Below are 18,003 nucleotides of genomic sequence, written 5' to 3'. Positions count from 1 at the left end.
AACAAAGGTAACTTTCTTATGTTGCATACTAACAATCAAATTATTAAACACAAAGTAGGTCTGCTCAATTTAGCTGAAGAGCTTCAGAATGTATCTAGAGCATGCAAAGTGATGGGTGTGTCAAGAGATACATTTTATCGCTATCAGGAATTAGTGAAGTCTGGTGAATAAGATCCTAATTTTTGAAACCACTCTAACCAATTGTTTTTGAAATACATCCAAATATTTTTGTCTGTATCTAAACCAAGAAATTCACCTACTATTTGCATAGTGATGATTTCTGCATCAGTAACAGCAGGCGGAAAACCACGAGTTCTCAGAGGTTATCCAGTAAACTAAACAGCATACACGCAAGAACCAGACATAGGCCTGCCAAACAGGTCATGGTCCAACCGCCATGATTCCATGCAAAAATGCCAAGTGCGGAACCACAGGCACCTCCAATAAAATAAGCGGTCATATAGATCGCATTGATACGTGACTTTGCATCAGGTCGTAAGCGGAAAATAATGCTCTGGTTGCTGGTGTGTACCAATGCCAAAGCCAACTGGATCAGGGCAAAGCCAACAATATAGCTGATGAGGAATGTTTGCCCGTAATAGAAGCAAATCCAGCTGATAATGAATAAGGCACAGCCCATCCAGGTCAGTTGCCTGGTGTAGCCCTGATCAGCATATCGGCCAATATACTGGGTGGATAAGGCACCAAAAATACCCACCAGACTCACCATCCCAATCACTAGGTCAGGTAAATGATGGGCCGAGCTTAGCAGAAGCGCGATGGTGGAATACAGGATACTGACCGCCGCAAAGGCAAATCCACCTGCAAGTGCCCGTAATAATAGGCGCTTTTCCTGCTTCAAGAGTTGGGCCATCGAAACAAAGATTTGCCCATAATTCATTTTCATGCGCATGACGTAAGGCAAGCGGCTTTTAAGCGCATAAGCCAATATCAGCATCAAGACTCCACTGACCACATAAATGACTTTCCAGTGAAACAGGTTGGAGAACAATCCTGCTAGACTGGTCGAAAGCAAGATACCCACCAATAAACCACTCATGAGAAAGCCAACAACTTCGCCTGTTTTTTCAGGCTGTACTGTCATGGTGGCGAGGGGAATCAGCACTTGGGCCGAAACGGAAAATAACCCAACCAGTAGTGTTCCAACCCATAACATTGGCAGGTTCATTGAGAATGCACTCAGGAACAGACCCATAGCGCATAAAGTCATGAGTAGGGGAATAAACTTGGTCTTATTGACCACATCGCCCATTGGTACAATAAATAGCAAACCCAAGGCATAGGAAACCTGTGCAAAAGTGACGGTCAGGGCAGCCTGGCTTTCTGTTACGGCAAAATACTGCTGAATGGAGTGGATCAGTGGCTGGCTATAATAGTTGGCACCTGCACATAGACCGCACGCCGCAGCCATAAACCAGAGTAAGGCCTTATTTTGACTAATATCTTGAGGGGCTGACATAATTTTCTCTATCACGGGTTTATGCAGTATATGCGGTTGCTTTAATTTCAACGAGCATTCCTGCTCATGCCAATCTAGAAACAGGAATCAATGTGCATACAGGAAATGCATGATTTTTCCACAAACTTTGCATGATGCCTGCCAATACCTGAAGTTTTTCAGAATCATGGTCAACAATCAGCATACGCAAAACGGCTATATCTGAAAGTTGTGCCTGAGGGGCGATTAAAGCATGTTGAATATTATAAAAGAGTTGTTGTACCTGTTGGTCAAAAAATGGAAAGTTCACCATTTTTGTTTTCTTCTTTCTGACCTGCAATATGGATGATACGCATATTGAGTTCCACAATAACAACATGGCTATAACCATTGACTGTGGTTGCCTATCAATGGAACAATGTCCACTGAGAAATCCTGATGATTGTCTGGCAGAACGATCAATGGGGGGCGTATTTTCAGGAAATTTTACTGTTGCTGAATCAGAAAAATAAAATGATGAATAAAATAGAATAATTTTTGCACCAATATTGTGCAATAAATCTATTTTGATCAGACAAAATTACATAAATATCACTTGAAAAAATGCCGATTCAAGTTTTTACATTTCTTTTTAGTTTTTCTGAGGGATGACATTCATACAATTCAGATTTATTGATAACACCTACTTTGATGTCTTGAAATAGGCCTTGTACTTTGCGAAATAAATAGTCGCCGAAAAAACCAATAAAAGTTTATGTAAGCCAATTTCTCTACAGAGCTGCACGATTATGATGCGGTTTCAGTCCATAGACCCGTTTTAGCCAAGCCTGAATATGAACAATGTTTAAAGAGTTGCTGTGTATTCTATCTATGATGCTCGATAAAACATGGGGTTATTTAATCTATACCGCTTTGGCATTGAATGAAAACAACGCACAAGGCATATAAATGAACGGATAGATACTGAGAGAATGAAATTTTTATATTGTATATGCATGGTGAAATAGCTTGGCTTTATCAAAAGCTTAACATCATGAGCATACAAGGTTTCAATATCAATATGAATCATCAGTTCAGAATATGGGTATTTATTAAATAAATAGTGGGTGGAATTTTAAAAAAGTTCCATTAGAATCCAAAATTCTACAAAGAATACTCCTGGGGGAAACATTGCTATCCGCGATGTTTACTTAAGAAAAACTAGCTTGAGGAACGCTCATGCAGATCGGAATCCCAACCGAAACTGTCGTCGGTGAAAGTCGTGTAGCTGCTACACCTGAGACAGTAAAGAAGTTGATTAACGCAGGTCATAGCGTTGTCATTGAACGTGGTGCTGGTGTTAAAGCTGCGTATATTGACAGTGCTTATGAACAAGTTGGCGCAACCATTACAGACGATGCATATACAGGTAGCCAAATTATTTTGAAGGTACGTGCCCCTAAGGGTGACGAAATTCAAAAGCTTGCGGCGAATACGACTGTGGTTGCAATGTTTGACCCTTACCGCAATCCAGAACTGGACCAGTTTGCTGCTCAGCAAGTGTCTGCTTTTGCTTTAGAGTTACTTCCTCGTACGCTTTCACGCGCACAAAACATGGATGTACTTTCTTCTCAGGCAAACCTGGCTGGTTATAAATCTGTATTGTTAGCTGCGGCTGAATATCAACGTATGTTCCCAATGTTAATGACGGCTGCGGGTACTGTAAAACCTGCGCGTGTCGTGATCATGGGTGTTGGTGTTGCTGGTCTTCAAGCGATTGCGACTGCAAAACGTTTAGGTGCAGTTGTAGAAGCAACTGACTTACGTCCAACGGCTAAAGAACAAGTTGAGTCTTTAGGCGGTAAATGGTTAGACGTACCAATGTCAGATGAAGAAAAGCAACGTGCTGCTGAAGCTGCGAAAAGCGGTTATGGCTGGCAGCCAGGTGAGCAATACATCAAGGATCAAGCTGCGATTGTAGATAAAGCGGTATCAAATGCTGACATCGTAATCACAACTGCATTGATTCCAGGTCGTAATGCTCCACGTCTAATCAAGGCTGAAACTGTTGCCAAGATGAAACCAGGTTCTGTTATTTTGGATATGGCTGTTGAAACTGGTGGTAACGTTGAAGGTTCTAAAGAAGGCGAGACTGTTGTTACTGAAAATGGCGTGAAAATTTTGGGTATCCCAAATATTCCAGGCACAGTTGCAACAGAAGCATCTGCATTGTATGCACGTAACGTTTTCAACTTCCTTGAAACATTATTCGACAAAGACAAAAACTTTGCGATCAATCAAGAAGATGAAATCCAAAAAGCGTTACTCGTGACTCATGGCGGTCAAGTACTGCTCAAGCGCGGTTAAGGAGAGTTCTCATGGTTGAAACGATTACAATTTTCGTCCTTGCCATCTTCGTAGGTTACTACGTAGTTTGGGGAGTAACACCTGCGTTACATACACCACTTATGGCGGTAACGAACGCATTGTCTTCAATCATTATCGTTGGGGCAATGATCCAAACCGTGGGTATGCCTGTGATTGGTGTTGAAGCAAATGTAGCTTTCCAAAGCGTAAACGTTGTGAGCATCTTGGGTGCAATTGCTGTGTTCTTGGCAAGTATCAACATTTTTGGTGGCTTCGCTGTAACTGCTCGTATGCTTGAAATGTTCAAGCCGAAGCAAAAGAAAAAAGAGGGCTAATAGATGGAATTTATTCGAGACTATGCGGATTGGTTCTACCTGATTGGTGCCGTCCTTTTTATCTTAACTTTGCGTGGTTTGTCAGGTCCTAAAACTGCAATTGCAGGTAACCGTTACGGCATGATCGCTATGGCGATTGCTGTAGTGACAACCTTCTTTGTTGCTGAGCATCCAGTAGTTTGGATGATTGGCGGTGCGATGGTGCTGGGTGGTGTGGTTGGTATCGCTCGTGCGCGAACTGTTCCGATGACACAAATGCCTGAAACAGTGGCTTTAATGCACTCATTAGTTGGTTTGGCTGCGGTATTAATTGCGATTGCAGCGATTTTACACAACAACCAATTAACAGCATTGTTTGCTGAAAATGAAGCTGCTTTGACTGCTGCTGGCGTACAGCATGCTCATATGAGCAAAGTTCATTTATTTGAATTGTTTGTAGGTTGCTTCGTTGGTGCGATTACATTTACAGCATCAGTATTTGCTTACGGTAAATTAGCTGCTAAAAAATGGGCAAAAACGATTTCTGGTGCATGGGTTAAACCTGTTCAAGCGCTTATCTTTGCTGCAATGCTTGCGGCAGGCATTATGTTCTTCTTGACGAATAACATGACTGCTTTCTGGGCGATGACAGCACTTGCACTTGCATTTGGTTGGGTTTGGATTGCGCCAGTTGGTGGCGGTGATATGCCAGTTGTGGTATCGCTTCTTAACTCATTCTCTGGTTGGGCTGCAGCTGGTATTGGTTTCACACTAGAAAACAATATGTTAATCGTTGCGGGTTCACTTGTAGGTTCTTCTGGTGCGATTCTTTCTTACATTATGTGTAAGGCGATGAACCGTTCAATCATCAACGTATTGTTTGGTGGTGCAATGGGTGGTGCAGCAGTTGCTACAGCGGACAAAGGCGAACAAGTTCAACGTAACTATCGTTCTGGTTCAGCAGATGACGCAGGTTTCTTGATGTCAAATGCAGACAGTGTTGTGATTGTACCAGGTTATGGTATGGCGCAAGGTCGTGCACAGAATGCAGTTAAAGAATTATGTGAAATCTTAAAAGAACAGGGCGTAAAAGTTCGCTTTGCGATTCACCCAGTTGCGGGTCGTATGCCTGGTCACATGAACGTATTGTTAGCTGAAGCTGATGTCGCGTATGAAGACATCTTGGAAATGGATGAGATCAACTCTGACTTCCCAGCAACTGACGTGGTACTGGTAATCGGTGCGAATGACGTTGTTAACCCAGCGGCGAAAGATGATCCAAGTTCACCAATCTATGGTATGCCGATTCTTGAAGCTCACAAAGCTCGTACCATTATGGTGATCAAGCGTTCTATGGCAACAGGTTATGCTGGCTTAGACAATGATTTGTTCTACAATGAAAAAACCATGATGATCTTCGGTGATGCGAAGAAAGTTGTTGAAGATATGACAAAAGCAATCAATGGTGGTGGTCACTAATCTGACCTCATCAGGATTGAAGAAGCCACCGTTAGGTGGCTTTTTTGTTAGCGCATATTTATTAAAGGTATTTTTCTACAAGATTCATGGATTGTGTATAAAGATCACGGGCAAGTTGCTGGTTTTTAGCATGTGGTGATTTCCAGTCTGGCATGTGTGCACTGACATATTCTCCATTACGCTTTGCCCAATCATCTCCAGTCGCCATTTGCGTAATCAACTTTGCAGGAACTGAGGTCGGCACTAAACCAATTTTCATCACTTCATAAACAGGTTTTGGCAGTTCGCGATAAATATCAGAGGCAACACCCCCTGGATGTAGTGAGTTGTTGGTAATGGTGCTATTCGCCATACGTTCAGCTAAAGCATTACTGAATAAAAGATTCGCTAACTTAGATTGACCATAATAGAACAGGGGATTATAAAAACCCTCAGCACGGAACTTATTCGGTTTGATTGAACCTGCCCAATGTGCAATTGAAGCAAGGTGGATGATGCGAGCTTTTGGTGCCTGTTCCAAGACAGGAATCAGCTTATGTGTCAGTAGAAAATGGCCTAGATAATTCACACCAAACTGTTGTTCAAAACCATCTTGCGTCAGCTGCTTGGTCTTGGCAAATAGTCCTGCGTTGTTAATCAGGACATCAAGACTACCGTAGCGGTCTGCAATTTCATCCGCTGCTTTTCGGGTTGATTCAAGGCTGTTTAAATCGAGGGAAACCAAATCAACCTGCCCCTGACCCAATGCACGCAATTTATCTTGTGCAATTTGCGCTTTTTGCGGATTACGGCAGGCAAGAATGACATGTTGTCCCTGCTTTACCAACTCTTCCGCTGTGGCAAAACCAATACCTGTATTTGCACCTGTAATTAGAATTTTCACTTCATCTACTCCAATAATGCTTTTTATTTGATGAATTTTAAAGCAGGTCCTATAGTGCGTTAATTTTGACAACTTGTCATGTCAAATTTGAAATGGAAGAAGAGATTGTTGTTGATAAAAGGTGTATAAAGGTTTGGATATTAAGTATTTAGTTTAGATCATTTTTTTATGATGAATAAATATAAATCGATGAATTATTAAAAGGAAAAAATAATTTATTTTGGCATTTTTTTTGCATTGGATTAGATGATTTTTTAGGGGAATTCTATGAAAAGTATAATTTTAGTATTGCTGTTTTTACTATCTCTCACCTCCCATGCATCTGCTGAAACCACGACAAATATTCAGGAAATCCGTATTTCTCTGGATAGCGTGTGGGTGGTCGTTGGAGGAATTTTAGTTTTCTTTATGCAAGCAGGATTTGCTTTAATCGAAAGCGGATCTGTTCGTAGTAAGAATACCGTGAATGTACTCATGAAGAACTATATGGATACCTGTATTGGAGGACTTATTTTTTGGCTGTTTGGCTTTGGCCTGATGTTTGGCCTGAATCAAACAGGGTGGATCGGACTCAGTCATTTCATGCCAGATCAACTGGATGACTGGCACTGGAACCTGTTGTTCTTTCAGATGATGTTTGCGGCGACAGCCACCACGATTGCCAGCGGTGCCATGGCAGAGCGAATACATTTTGTGGCTTATGTGGTCAGTGCGGTTTTTGTAAGTGGCATCATTTACCCTGTATTTGGTAGCTGGGCATGGGGCGGCCTGTTCGGTGGTGATGGCTGGCTGAAAGCTTTGGGGTTTATTGATTTTGCTGGTTCAACTGTGGTGCATTCAATTGGTGGATGGGTGGCACTCGCAGGCATTATTGTGTTGGGACCACGTTTGGGACGCTTTGGTCGTAAAGGGCAAAGTCATTTTTTGGCAGGACATAATCTGCCCTTGGTGGCATTGGGTGGCTTTGTGCTATGGTTTGCGTGGTTTGGGTTTAATGCGGCATCCACGGTTGCTGCAAGTGTGAGCATTGGACGTATTGCCCTCAACACGCATTTGGCTGCCTGTGCTGCGGCTGCAACGTATATGGTTCTGGCCTTGCTTCAATCCAAGGCGGTGCTCATGCGCAATACTATTAACGCATCACTGGGCGGTCTGGTTTCAATCACGGCGGGTTGTGCCACCATGTCCCCCGTATTTGCGGTTATCACAGGCGCTATAGCAGGTTTGCTGATGACTTTTGTACCTTTGTTGATTGAAAAGATGCGGCTGGATGATGTGGTGGATGCTGTTGCAGTACATGGGGTGTGTGGAGCATGGGGAACCATTGCCGCAGGTATCTTCTTTCTGGAGAAACCGTTTAACCTTGATGTGATCTCAGTTCAGACTTTGGGTGTGGGGGCCGCATTTGTCTGGGGCTTTGGTGCTGCGTTTATCATGTTTAAGGTGCTCGACAAGGTTCTTGGTGGCTTAAGGGTTTCCCCGCAACATGAACAACGGGGGCTGGATTATACTGAACATGCTGAATTGTCATACCCAGAGTTTCAGAGGGATGTCACTTTTGAAACTGAAAATATCACTCATCGCCATTAAGGGAGGTGATTGTTATGGCTGAATTAAGCATTGAACAAAAAAGGCTGGCAGTGGAAAAGGGGCTTGCACAGTTCTTGCCAGATACCGTTTTGCAACGTGTTTTACAGTACTGGGAAAGTGAATATGGTCACCAGCCATCCTTTGTATTAAATCGTTTTCTCAGTGAAATTTGTACCAGTGATGACCTGCGCTTGCAACGCAAGGAGATGTTGCGGCAGGTATTGCATGAAATTTCGGTGGTTGAGAAACAGGAACGCCTCAAGGTAAAAACGGATAAAGAGGTTGTGGCTGTCGAGGCAAGCCCTGGAACACTGGACCTGTTTCAGGCGTTCCATGACTTTGTGATGGGCGTGTTAAAAGGTGTCAGTCAACCTGATTATCTGGATTTTGTGGCAGAAATTCAGGGCAAAATGAAGAAACATCGTTTACTTGCTGGATATTGGTATATTGCAGGTTCAGAGAAGCAGTGCTTGATGCAAATGCCGAAAGAGGCTTATGCGGTTATGATTACAACGCTGTATGCGATCTACTGTAGTTTTTATGGTCCAGGCAAGGCGGATCAACTGTATGCACAGATTAAGCATGAAATAAAACAGCATTATCCAGCAGTCGACTTAAGCCAGTTGTTGTAGGAATGAAAAAAGCGACCTTATTGGTCGCTTTTCTTAAGCTTTAGGCAACGGATTCAGGTGCGCGCCATAAACTTTCAAGGTCATAGAATTTACGGGCTGTTGGCAACATCACGTGTACCACAACGAAACCAAGGTCAATGAGGATCCATTCAGCGTCTCTTTCACCCTCAACACCAATTGGGCGAAAACCTGCTTTACGTGCTTCATCAGCAACATTGTCCGCAAGGGCTTTAACATGACGGGTTGAGGTGCCACTTGCAATCACAATTGCATCGGCAATATTACTAATAGAACTTACATCAAGTTCTAGAATATCTTTGGCTTTTACATCAGTAAGGGCTTCATGTACAACTTTTAAACAAGCATGTACATCTTTGTTTGCTGTTTTGGTTTTTAGGTCGTGAGAATTAGAAGCGCTGGGCGATGGTTCTAAATTCATAGAGGGTATATTTTCCTGACAATTGCTCATCGTCAAATATACCGTTTTTCTCTATAAAATTCAAATTTCAGCAGTAACAGTTTATGTATTCACGTCATTGGAAAAGTACTTTTCTTTCCATGCAAAAGATTGATCTGATTGAGTTTTTGGTCGGTATTCTGCACCAATATAACCTCGATAGTCACTTTGACGTAACCAGTCAAAAATTTGCTTATAGGGAATATTTCCTGTGTCAGGTTCGTGTCGGCTTGGACAATCAGCAAATTGAATATGACCAATTTGATGCAAATTTTCTTGCAAACCAGTCAAAACATCTTCACCCATCATGGCCATATGGTAGCAGTCGTATTGCATTTTCAGTGCGGGATGGTTGATAGCCTCCAGCATTTCCTGTGCCTGTGCAATATTCTGCACCAAAAAGCGTGGCATGTCGGTGCCGTTGATCATTTCAAAAACAGGTTCAATCCCTTGCTCTGTCAGCATGTGGCAGGCCAGTTTGAGATTGCTTGCTAAGGTATTTAAACAGGGTAAGAGGTCAGCATCTTGAGGCTGTTTACCAGCTAGAATATTGACTCGAGGAACATTCAAGGCCTTTGCATAACGAATTGCAAGCATAAGGGCATGATGAAATTCAATTTCTTTTCCAGGAATACCTGCTAGGCCATTACCGCCCTGCATTAAATCGCCAGCAGGCACATTAATGAGGCAAAGTGAGAGATCGTATTGTTCAAGCTGAGTTTGAATATCAAAAATTTCTAATTCATATGGAAACTGAATTTCGATATGTTGGAAGCCATGTGTATGAGCTAAAGCAAAACGCTCAATCAAAGGGACTTCCTTAAAAATCATAGACAAATTGACTGCAAGATGGCTCATATTCAATCTCCTTCAATCAATTATTATTGCTCTATATATTGAATAATAGTCGCTAAATCATTATCAGCAAAGCCGTTTTCTTGGTGGGCTTGTAACTGTAGTAGAGCTTTTTGTGCAACAGGTATATTTAAGTTAAAACTATGTGCAAGTTTTAATGCATTGTTAAGGTCTTTGGATAAGGTCTGTACTTTCCATTGCACAGGCTCGAAAGTATGGGTTGCCATACGAGGAGCTAAAATTTGAAATGGTTTAGAATCTGCAAAACCGCCCGCGAGAGCAGGGGCAAGCAAGTTAGTATCTACACCTGCTTGGCTCGCTAATGCAACCGCTTCTGCGATCAACGTGCTATTTGCTGCAACAATTAATTGATTACAAATTTTGGTGGCTTGTCCAGTCCCTGTTTCACCCATACGGGTCACACGTTGGCATAAGACCTTATAAATAGGCTCGAGTGCTTGGATGACGTGCGCATCTCCACCTGCAAAAATAACCAATGTGCCTTGTTCTGCCCCCATTGTTCCACCAGAGACAGGTGAGTCAATCCAGATGACACCTTGCTGCTGGGCAGATTGGGCCAGTTGCTGAGTTGCTGAAACGGATAAACTGGAGAAATCAACAATGACTTGCCTGGCTTGTAAATAAGGCTGGATTTGGGCAAAAACGCTTTGAACAGCCTGATCATCAGCCAGACAGGTGAGGATAACGGGATAATTTCCAATATTTTCCAAAGCTAAAGTTACCGCGCCCTGTTGAATAAGTGGCTCACATGCATGAGGGCTACGGTTCCAAACCGCCACCGTATAACCCGCCTGTAATAATCGGGTTGTCATTCGACTTCCCATTAACCCCATACCTAAAAAAGCGATGGGTGTTTGTTGATCAACACGCATGTGAATTTATCCAAACTGTAATTACTTATACTGACGCGGTAAGAACTGAATCTCAGGATTCTTGTCTTTCTTGCGTGCAAGGCTACTATTTTTACCTAATAACAGCTTAAGCTGCCAAAGTTTTTCTAAACGGAGCGACTTTTCAGGTTGATGTTCCATAGCATCTAAAACGCGTTTGGCTGCCATAATGGCATCTGGTGAACGTTGTAGGATTTCCTGTGCAATCACATTGGCCTTTGCCAACGGATTGTTGTCCAGATGTGTGACCAAACCAATTTCTTTGGCGTATTCTGCATCAAAGACACGTGCGGTCAAGGTCAGTTCTTTTGCTAAATCAACACCAATTAAACCTTTGAGCGAGCGAGTCAAGCCCATATCTGGAACCAGTCCCCAGCGGCTTTCCATAATTGACATTTGGGTGGTTGGCGTTGCAATACGGATATCCGCAGCAAGTGCAAGCTGCATGCCCGCCCCAAAGCAATAGCCCTCAATGGCCGCAATCACTGGAATTGGCAGGTTTTGCCAAATCAGGAATGCTTTCTGAAACAGGCTTTGACCTGGCTTGATCAGTTCCCATGCGGCAAATGCGGTATTTTTAGGGTTGTTCAGGTCAGATAGGTCAATACCCGCACTAAATACCTGTGCCTCACCCGTTAAAATGACGCAACGAATCGAACGGTCTTTTTCAATTTTCTTTGCAGTTGCCACCAGCTCTTTTAATAACGCAAAACTCATGGCGTTGCGTTTTTCTGGACGGTTAAGGTAAACCGTTGCAATTCCATGGTTCTTTTCAACTCGTAACAGTGCCATTTGCCTTACTCTTATTGTGTTCAATGATGGGCAGCATAACATGAGTCTTTTAGCTAAAACATGACACCACAGTCACAAATAGCGGTGATGACCAGCATCTTGTAGATGCCAGCAGACCCTAGGTATCGTGGGAATGTAAAATCAGGCTGGCGGCCTGTCTCACCTGATCAATCGCAAAGTTCAACTCATTAAAACGATGGTTGGTTTCCCGTATAAAGGCATCATCTGCTTTGCGGCGCTCTTTACGCAGGGTTGAAACAAATTGCTCAAATTCCCCTGAAACCTTTTGTAACGCTGGGGTGCCAACGTAACGTGTTGCACCATACAGACGGTGTAGCACATGCTCAAGCTGGGGAAAATCCTCCAGTTCAATCAGTTGCTGCATTTCGGTGAGTTCAGTATCAAAACTATCCACCAACATATTTAATAAGTCTTGTGCCAATTCTTCTTTATTCGCAGCGAGTTGAATGCTTTGCTGCCAGTTTAAAATCTGTGGATCAATTGATTCTGTCGGGTGCTTCTGCTCAGTATTGACAGGCTGAGAAGAGAAGTTATTTTTGGTCCAATGGGTCAGGATTTGAATGATCTGTTCCATCTGGATTGGCTTGGTCACATAATCATTCATACCCACTTTTAGCAATTTCTGTTTTTCATCGGCCAGTGCATGTGCGGTCAGTGCAATAATCGGAAGTTGCATGCCTATATCCAGCGTTGACTCAAGCGAGCGAATGGCTCGGGTGGTATCAATTCCAGACATGACAGGCATCTGGATATCCATAAACACAAGGTCAAAGGGTGGCAGCTTTTGTTCAATCCGCTGCTGAATCATGTCAATCGCTTTCTGGCCACTTAATGCCTTGGTGGTGGTGACATTCAGTTCACCCAACAGTGCTTCAAGCACAATCAGATTGGGAAGATGGTCGTCAACCGCCAATACGTGTAAACCCTGACCATTGAAATCCTCAGATTCCTGTTCAAACACAGGCTGATTGCCCAGCAACTGCACCAGTTCACGGCGGCTTAAGGGCTGATACAGTGGACGGGCACGGTATTCATTCAGCATGTTTGGCTCAAGGCTCATTTGATAACCGTAAACGGCTAAGTTTCCTTGGTAACGCTGACGAATTTCTTTGAGTAGTGCTTCTGTGTCACCACTGTGATCGACAATGAGCCATGTATTCTCTTGCTGATTTAAATGGTTCAGACGACTGAATAAATCCAAAATTGACTGTGTTTCAATATGCGCCACATGGTAGTTTTCCAGATATGAGCGCAGCACACTCGCGGTTGCAGGATGGGCCAGATAAGACACTACTTTCAATTGGTCGAAATGAGGATGCTCCACTGTTTCATCTGCTTGCTCAAGCTTGAATAAGGCGGTAAACCAGAAAGTTGAACCTTTTTCGGTTGGTGCACGTTCCTGATTATCCTCAAAGCCAATTTGACCATGCATCAAATGAACAAGCTGCTTGGAAATTGCCAGGCCCAGTCCCGTTCCACCAAACTGGCGTGTAACTGAGGCATCACCCTGGGAAAATGATTCAAATAGTTTTTTACGGTCGGTACCACTGAGACCAATACCACTGTCCTGCACACTAAAATGCAGTAGGCATTGTCCAATGTCCTCATCTTCCATGCGGACACGGACAATGATCTCACCATCAGGGGTAAACTTGATGGCGTTGGAAATCAGGTTGGTCAGAATTTGCTTGAAACGTAGCGCATCACCAACCACATGCTGTGGGATGTTCTCGGCATAATAAAACGCCATATTGATATGCTTTTGTGCGGCCAAGGGCGAAAGCATGTCCATCACATCAAAAATAGCTTCTTCCAAATCAAATGGCGCTGTTTCAAGCTCTAATTTGCCCGCATCAATTTTAGAAAAATCGAGGACATCATTAATGAGTGCTAAAAGATGAGCTGAAGATTTACGAATAGTTTGAAGATACAGGTTCTGTTCATTAGTTAAGTTTTGCTGACGAAGTAAGAGGTGAATAAAACCGTCAATACTGTTGAGAGGTGTTCTAAGTTCATGGCTGATATTCGCTAAAAAGACTGATTTAGATTGATTCGATGAAATCGCTTGGTCACGTGCTTGACGATAGGTAATGTTCTGAACTTCCAGCGTATCCAGTGTGCGGCGTAAGTCTTCCTCAGTTTGTTCGGTATGTTCTTTAAGTTCCAGAAAACTAAAATGCAGACGTTTAACCACATTGGCAATGTCTCGCTGGAGCAGGCGTAACTCGCCTGTACTGTTCACCACAATATGCTGATCCAGTGTATCGGCATTCAGGCGCTGCATCTGCATACGGATTTCATACAGTGGTGCCAGCCAGCGCCGTGAAAAAACATTCAGGCAAAATAGTAAAATCATCAGGGTGATCAGCCCTGTCGCTACCAGTGAAAGCAGGATTTTATAACGGGTCAGTTCCAGTGGTTGATTGTCCAGTTCAATCACTAACCAGACTGAATCGGGCTTGCTGCTATTCAGTTTGGCACCATAAATACTGTTGTGGTTGTGTGGAATCGGGCCAAAGAAATTACTGTTGTCAGGGAAAGTTGGCCAGAAGCGATTGTTCTGGTAGCCCACGCTTAAGTAGGTCTGCCCCTCGTTGTCAATCAGGGCCGCCCGTTGCAGGTTTCGTTCATCAAACATCTTCTGCATGATGTTCTGGGCGCGGTCATATTGGTCAGGATGTTGCTGTACCAGTTGCAGTAGATCATTTGCGGTCTGGTGGTAGCGTGCCAGAATGGCGGAGGCATCGGAGCGTTGCTGCTGTTTGGCCGCATTGGTCGTTTCAGATAAAACCCAGAAAATTCCCACCCCTGTCAAAATTGCGATTGGCACCAGAATGAGGGCAATCAGTTGTCCATAAGCATGATTGAGCCGTAAGCGTTTTGACAGGGTTTTATTGAAATTTGACATAATGCGGTCAGATTTATCATTCTGTGCAATATCTTAGCATGCTTTGTGGCAAACAGAGGTACGGGCTAGCCAATAAAAAGAATAGTGAAAAGGTGCAGTAGTTCCATTTTTTTCATACAATAGGCGCCACCTTAATATCGGTGTCGATCATGACGAATACGCAAACTGATTTTTTAGCAGATGAATTTTTACTAGACTATTATGTTGGTAAAACCCCTTTAGTGCGTTTGCAACGTTTAGCAAGTCATACTCAAGCTACCGTATTAGCGAAATTAGAAGGTAATAATCCTGCTGGCTCAGTCAAAGATCGCCCTGCTTATAACATGATTGTCCAAGCAGAGAAGCGTGGACAAATTCAACCTGGTGATACTTTAATTGAAGCCACTAGCGGTAACACTGGCATTGCTTTAGCCATGGTTGCAGCCATGCGTGGTTATAAAATGAAGCTGATCATGCCAAATAACATGAGTCAGGAACGTAAGGATGCCATGCTGGCCTATGGTGCTGAACTGATTGAGGTGACGCAGCAGCAGGGTATGGAAGGTGCGCGTGACCTTGCCACGCAAATGCAGGCGGATGGCAAGGGCTTTGTCCTGAACCAGTTTGACAATCCAGATAATGTTGAGGCGCATTACCTCACCACAGGCCCTGAAATCTGGAAACAGACAGCTGGAAAAATCACCCATTTTGTCAGCTCAATGGGCACCACAGGCACCATCATGGGTGTTTCAAAATATTTAAAAGAACAAAATCCAGACATTCAGATTGTCGGTTTACAACCCGAAGATGGGGCGAGCATTGCGGGAATTCGCCGTTGGCCTGAAGCATATCTGCCGACCATTTTTGACCGTAGCCGTGTGGACCGTATCATTGATATTCCACAGCTTGCAGCGGAACAGACCATGCGTAAACTGGCACGTACGGAAGGCATCAGTGCGGGCACCTCTTCTGGTGGGGCAGTGTGGGCATCACTCAAAATTGCTGAGGAAACACCTGATGCCGTGATTGTGTGCATTATCTGTGACCGTGGTGATCGTTACTTGTCAACAGGGCTGTTTTCAGTTCAAGATGAAGATTAGACCTAACTGATTACATTGAATGATGAGCTTGCGTTTTCCAATTTTAGTTTTTGATATTGAAACACTGACTGACTTAAAGGCTGGTGCTCATCTTTATCATCTTGATTTGCCTGAAACCGATGTGGAACAGGCATTGACCAAAATCCGCCGTCAGGAATCAGGCAGCGATTTTCAGCGTTTGCCCTTGCATGAAATTGTCTGTATTTCAGGTTTATGGCTTGATGAAAAGGGCTTTCGCCTGTTTTCATTTAGTCAGGAGCAAAGTTCAGAAGCTGAAATGCTGACAAAATTCCTGTCCATTTTTGACAAGAAGCAGCCGACGCTGGTGAGCTGGAATGGCTCGCAGTTTGACCTGCCCGTGATTCTGTTCCGTGCCATGTATCATGGACTTTCTGCGCCAAGCCTGTTTGATCAGGGTGAAATTGATAACCAGAAGCGCTTTAACAATTACCAGAACCGTTACCATCATCGCCATGTTGATCTGATGGATGTGATGGCGATGTTTAATGGGCGTAATTTCCAGAAGCTGGATGACATTGCCTGTCTGTTGGGATTCCCTGGAAAGCGTGGTGAAACGGGTTATCATGTGCCAGAGTATGTACATACTGAACAATGGTTAAAACTGACCAGTTATTGTGAAGGTGATGTGCTCAACACATGGCTGGTCTATCTGCGCTGGCTATTACTAAAGGGTCAATTGAATCTACAGGAGCACCAGCAATGGATTCAGGCGACAGCCGATTATTTACAGACACAGACACAACAAACAGAATTTTTACAGGTATGGCGGCAGACATCGCAATATACTGTATTCACCGCAAATACGTTTGCGCCAAAAAACTAGGTTGATCTTTTGAAACATAAAGCGAAACAGCGCCCAGCTCAATATCCAACATATACCTTTCAAATCGAAGCTTTTTCTCATGAGGGGCGAGGGATTGCGCATTATGGCACGCATCCTGATCATCCAAAAGAAAAGCACGGTAAGAAGGTTTTTATTCGTTATGCTCTCGTGGGTGAAACAGTACAAGCCAAGATTAGCAATCAAACTTCGCGTTTAGAAGAAGCGGATATGGTTAAGCTAGAAAGTGATGCGGCTGTGGGACGAGTCGATCCGATTTGTCCACATTTTGGGGTGTGTGGTGGCTGTAGCTTGCAACATATTCATCCAGATGAACAGATTTTATTAAAACAGAATGTATTAAAGTCACATTTACAACATTTTGCTGGTTTACAACCAGAGCAATGGTTAGATCCAATCCGCTCTGAAAAAATAGATTATCGTCGTCGTGCTCGAGTCGGCGTTCGCTATATTGCTAAACAAAATCGTTTGGTGATGGGCTTTCGTGAGCATCACAGTAATCATTTAACACCGATTCAGCAGTGTCATGTTCTTGATCAGCATTTGTCCGAAAGTTTAGTAGAGTTGAGAAAACTACTCGAAAGTCTAACAGGCAAGGCCCATATTGGTCATATAGAATTGGCGATGGGAGATAGCGAGGTTGCATTGCTGATTCGTCATTTAGATGAATTAAATATTTCGGATGTCAACCAATTACGTCAATTTGCGTTACTGAAGGATTGGCAGTTGTATTTGCAACCTAAAGGCGCAGATAGTTTACATCGTGTTGATGATGCTCAAGCACCTATGCGTTTGCACTACAGTCTGGATGAGTTTGCGGTTAAATTTGCATTTTCACCTTTAGACTTTACTCAGGTGAATAGCGGTGTAAATGCAAAGATGATTCTCTTGGCATGTGAATTGCTAGATTTACAGAAAGGAGAGAGAGTGCTCGACCTATTTTGTGGATTGGGTAATTTTTCCTTACCTTTAGCATGTTGTGTTGGTGAGACAGGTCAGGTCGTTGGTGTTGAAGCAAGTGATGAGATGGTACAACGGGCAACTGAAAATGCGAAAGCAAATCAATTGTCTCAGGCGCTGTTTTTTTCACAAGATTTAACAAAAGACTTTTCGCATCATTCTTGGGCAAAACAGGGATTTGATGCATTATTAATTGATCCTCCGCGATCAGGTGCATTTGAGGTTATGCAATATGTACCTAATTTTGGAGCAAAAAGAATCGTTTATGTTTCCTGTAATCCATCAACACTGGCAAGGGATGCAGGTGTACTGGCACAATATGGTTATCAACTTAAAAAAGCGGCAGTAATGGATATGTTTACCCATACTGAGCATGTTGAATCAATTGCCTTGTTTGAAAAAATTGAGCAATTTGAAAAGACCCAAGAAATAAACGATTAGAGAATGAGTTACAT

The 18,003-nt window shown here is 43.2% G+C and carries 15 protein-coding genes and 4 pseudogenes; 10 read left to right on the top strand and 9 right to left on the bottom strand.

Features of this window, described 5'->3' with window-relative positions; all coding sequences use genetic code 11:
• Positions 1-18: 18 nt before the first annotated feature.
• Positions 19-165 (top strand): annotated as a pseudogene (locus F988_RS05860) (helix-turn-helix domain-containing protein); the annotation flags it as partial.
• Here F988_RS05860 and F988_RS14465 read toward each other — a convergent pair.
• The 3 genes and pseudogenes from F988_RS14465 to F988_RS05850 form a co-directional block, all read right to left on the bottom strand.
• Positions 156-323 (bottom strand): annotated as a pseudogene (locus tag F988_RS14465) (IS982 family transposase); the annotation flags it as partial. The pseudogenes F988_RS05860 and F988_RS14465 sit on opposite strands and share 10 nt — an antisense overlap.
• Positions 317-1,480, bottom strand: coding sequence for an MFS transporter (locus F988_RS05855; protein ID WP_004681734.1), 1,164 nt, complete (start codon positions 1,478-1,480; stop codon positions 317-319). The pseudogene F988_RS14465 and the gene F988_RS05855, both read right to left, overlap by 7 nt.
• A gap of 64 nt (positions 1,481-1,544) precedes the next feature.
• Positions 1,545-1,851 (bottom strand): annotated as a pseudogene (locus tag F988_RS05850) (Rid family hydrolase); the annotation flags it as partial.
• Between F988_RS05850 and F988_RS15410 the strand changes: the two are divergent.
• From F988_RS15410 to F988_RS05835, 4 genes and pseudogenes are all read left to right on the top strand, one after another.
• Positions 1,849-1,993, top strand: a pseudogene (locus tag F988_RS15410) (redox-sensitive transcriptional activator SoxR); the annotation flags it as partial. The pseudogenes F988_RS05850 and F988_RS15410 sit on opposite strands and share 3 nt — an antisense overlap.
• Before the next feature lie 684 nt (positions 1,994-2,677).
• Entirely contained in the window at positions 2,678-3,805 is a 1,128-nt protein-coding gene (locus F988_RS05845; RefSeq protein WP_004681732.1) for a Re/Si-specific NAD(P)(+) transhydrogenase subunit alpha, read from the top strand.
• 11 nt (positions 3,806-3,816) lie between these two features.
• Complete coding sequence (locus F988_RS05840; protein ID WP_004681730.1) at positions 3,817-4,140, top strand: proton-translocating transhydrogenase family protein; 324 nt, start codon at positions 3,817-3,819, stop codon at positions 4,138-4,140.
• Positions 4,141-4,143: 3 nt separating this feature from the next.
• A complete protein-coding gene (locus F988_RS05835; protein ID WP_004681728.1) occupies positions 4,144-5,598 on the top strand; it encodes an NAD(P)(+) transhydrogenase (Re/Si-specific) subunit beta in 1,455 nt (484 codons plus the stop codon).
• A gap of 61 nt (positions 5,599-5,659) precedes the next feature.
• On the opposite strand, the gene F988_RS05830 is transcribed toward F988_RS05835, so the two are convergent.
• A complete protein-coding gene (locus F988_RS05830) occupies positions 5,660-6,481 on the bottom strand; it encodes an SDR family NAD(P)-dependent oxidoreductase (protein WP_004681726.1) in 822 nt (273 codons plus the stop codon).
• Between the two features lie 267 nt (positions 6,482-6,748).
• Here F988_RS05830 and F988_RS05825 point away from each other — a divergent pair, with 267 nt between their 5' ends.
• Together F988_RS05825 and F988_RS05820 are read left to right on the top strand one after the other, a co-directional pair.
• Positions 6,749-8,071, top strand: a complete 1,323-nt coding sequence (locus F988_RS05825) for an ammonium transporter (protein ID WP_004681725.1) — start codon at positions 6,749-6,751, stop codon at positions 8,069-8,071.
• Between the two features lie 14 nt (positions 8,072-8,085).
• Complete coding sequence (locus tag F988_RS05820; protein WP_004681723.1) at positions 8,086-8,703, top strand: hypothetical protein; 618 nt, start codon at positions 8,086-8,088, stop codon at positions 8,701-8,703.
• A 40-nt stretch (positions 8,704-8,743) separates the two neighbouring features.
• Here the strand turns inward: F988_RS05820 and rsfS are convergent, their stop codons facing one another.
• The 5 genes from rsfS to F988_RS05795 all read right to left on the bottom strand — a co-directional run bounded on the left by rsfS (position 8,744) and on the right by F988_RS05795 (position 14,647).
• Positions 8,744-9,142, bottom strand: a complete 399-nt coding sequence (rsfS, locus tag F988_RS05815) for a ribosome silencing factor (RefSeq protein WP_004681722.1) — start codon at positions 9,140-9,142, stop codon at positions 8,744-8,746.
• A gap of 81 nt (positions 9,143-9,223) precedes the next feature.
• Positions 9,224-10,018, bottom strand: a complete 795-nt coding sequence (locus F988_RS05810; RefSeq protein WP_004681721.1) for a hydroxypyruvate isomerase family protein — start codon at positions 10,016-10,018, stop codon at positions 9,224-9,226.
• 23 nt (positions 10,019-10,041) lie between these two features.
• Positions 10,042-10,908, bottom strand: a complete 867-nt coding sequence (locus tag F988_RS05805) for an NAD(P)-dependent oxidoreductase (RefSeq protein WP_004681719.1) — start codon at positions 10,906-10,908, stop codon at positions 10,042-10,044.
• 21 nt (positions 10,909-10,929) lie between these two features.
• Entirely contained in the window at positions 10,930-11,718 is a 789-nt protein-coding gene (locus F988_RS05800; protein ID WP_004681718.1) for a crotonase/enoyl-CoA hydratase family protein, read from the bottom strand.
• 118 nt (positions 11,719-11,836) lie between these two features.
• The gene (locus F988_RS05795) at positions 11,837-14,647 is read right to left on the bottom strand and encodes a GacS-like sensor histidine kinase (RefSeq protein WP_004681716.1); all 2,811 of its coding nucleotides are present in this window, start codon (positions 14,645-14,647) and stop codon (positions 11,837-11,839) included.
• Positions 14,648-14,796: 149 nt separating this feature from the next.
• Here F988_RS05795 and cysM point away from each other — a divergent pair, with 149 nt between their 5' ends.
• From cysM to rlmD, 3 genes are read left to right on the top strand one after another with little or no spacing between them, the layout of a single operon-like run.
• Positions 14,797-15,726, top strand: a complete 930-nt coding sequence (cysM, locus tag F988_RS05790; protein ID WP_004681715.1) for a cysteine synthase CysM — start codon at positions 14,797-14,799, stop codon at positions 15,724-15,726.
• Positions 15,727-15,754: 28 nt separating this feature from the next.
• Entirely contained in the window at positions 15,755-16,570 is an 816-nt protein-coding gene (locus F988_RS05785; RefSeq protein WP_026040022.1) for a 3'-5' exonuclease, read from the top strand.
• A gap of 9 nt (positions 16,571-16,579) precedes the next feature.
• A complete protein-coding gene (gene rlmD / locus F988_RS05780; protein WP_004681712.1) occupies positions 16,580-17,989 on the top strand; it encodes a 23S rRNA (uracil(1939)-C(5))-methyltransferase RlmD in 1,410 nt (469 codons plus the stop codon).
• The last annotated feature ends 14 nt before the right edge of the window (positions 17,990-18,003 follow it).

The organism is Acinetobacter parvus DSM 16617 = CIP 108168 (assembly GCF_000368025.1).
Lineage (GTDB): Bacteria > Pseudomonadota > Gammaproteobacteria > Pseudomonadales > Moraxellaceae > Acinetobacter > Acinetobacter parvus.
This window is presented reverse-complemented; position numbering and strand designations above follow the sequence as displayed.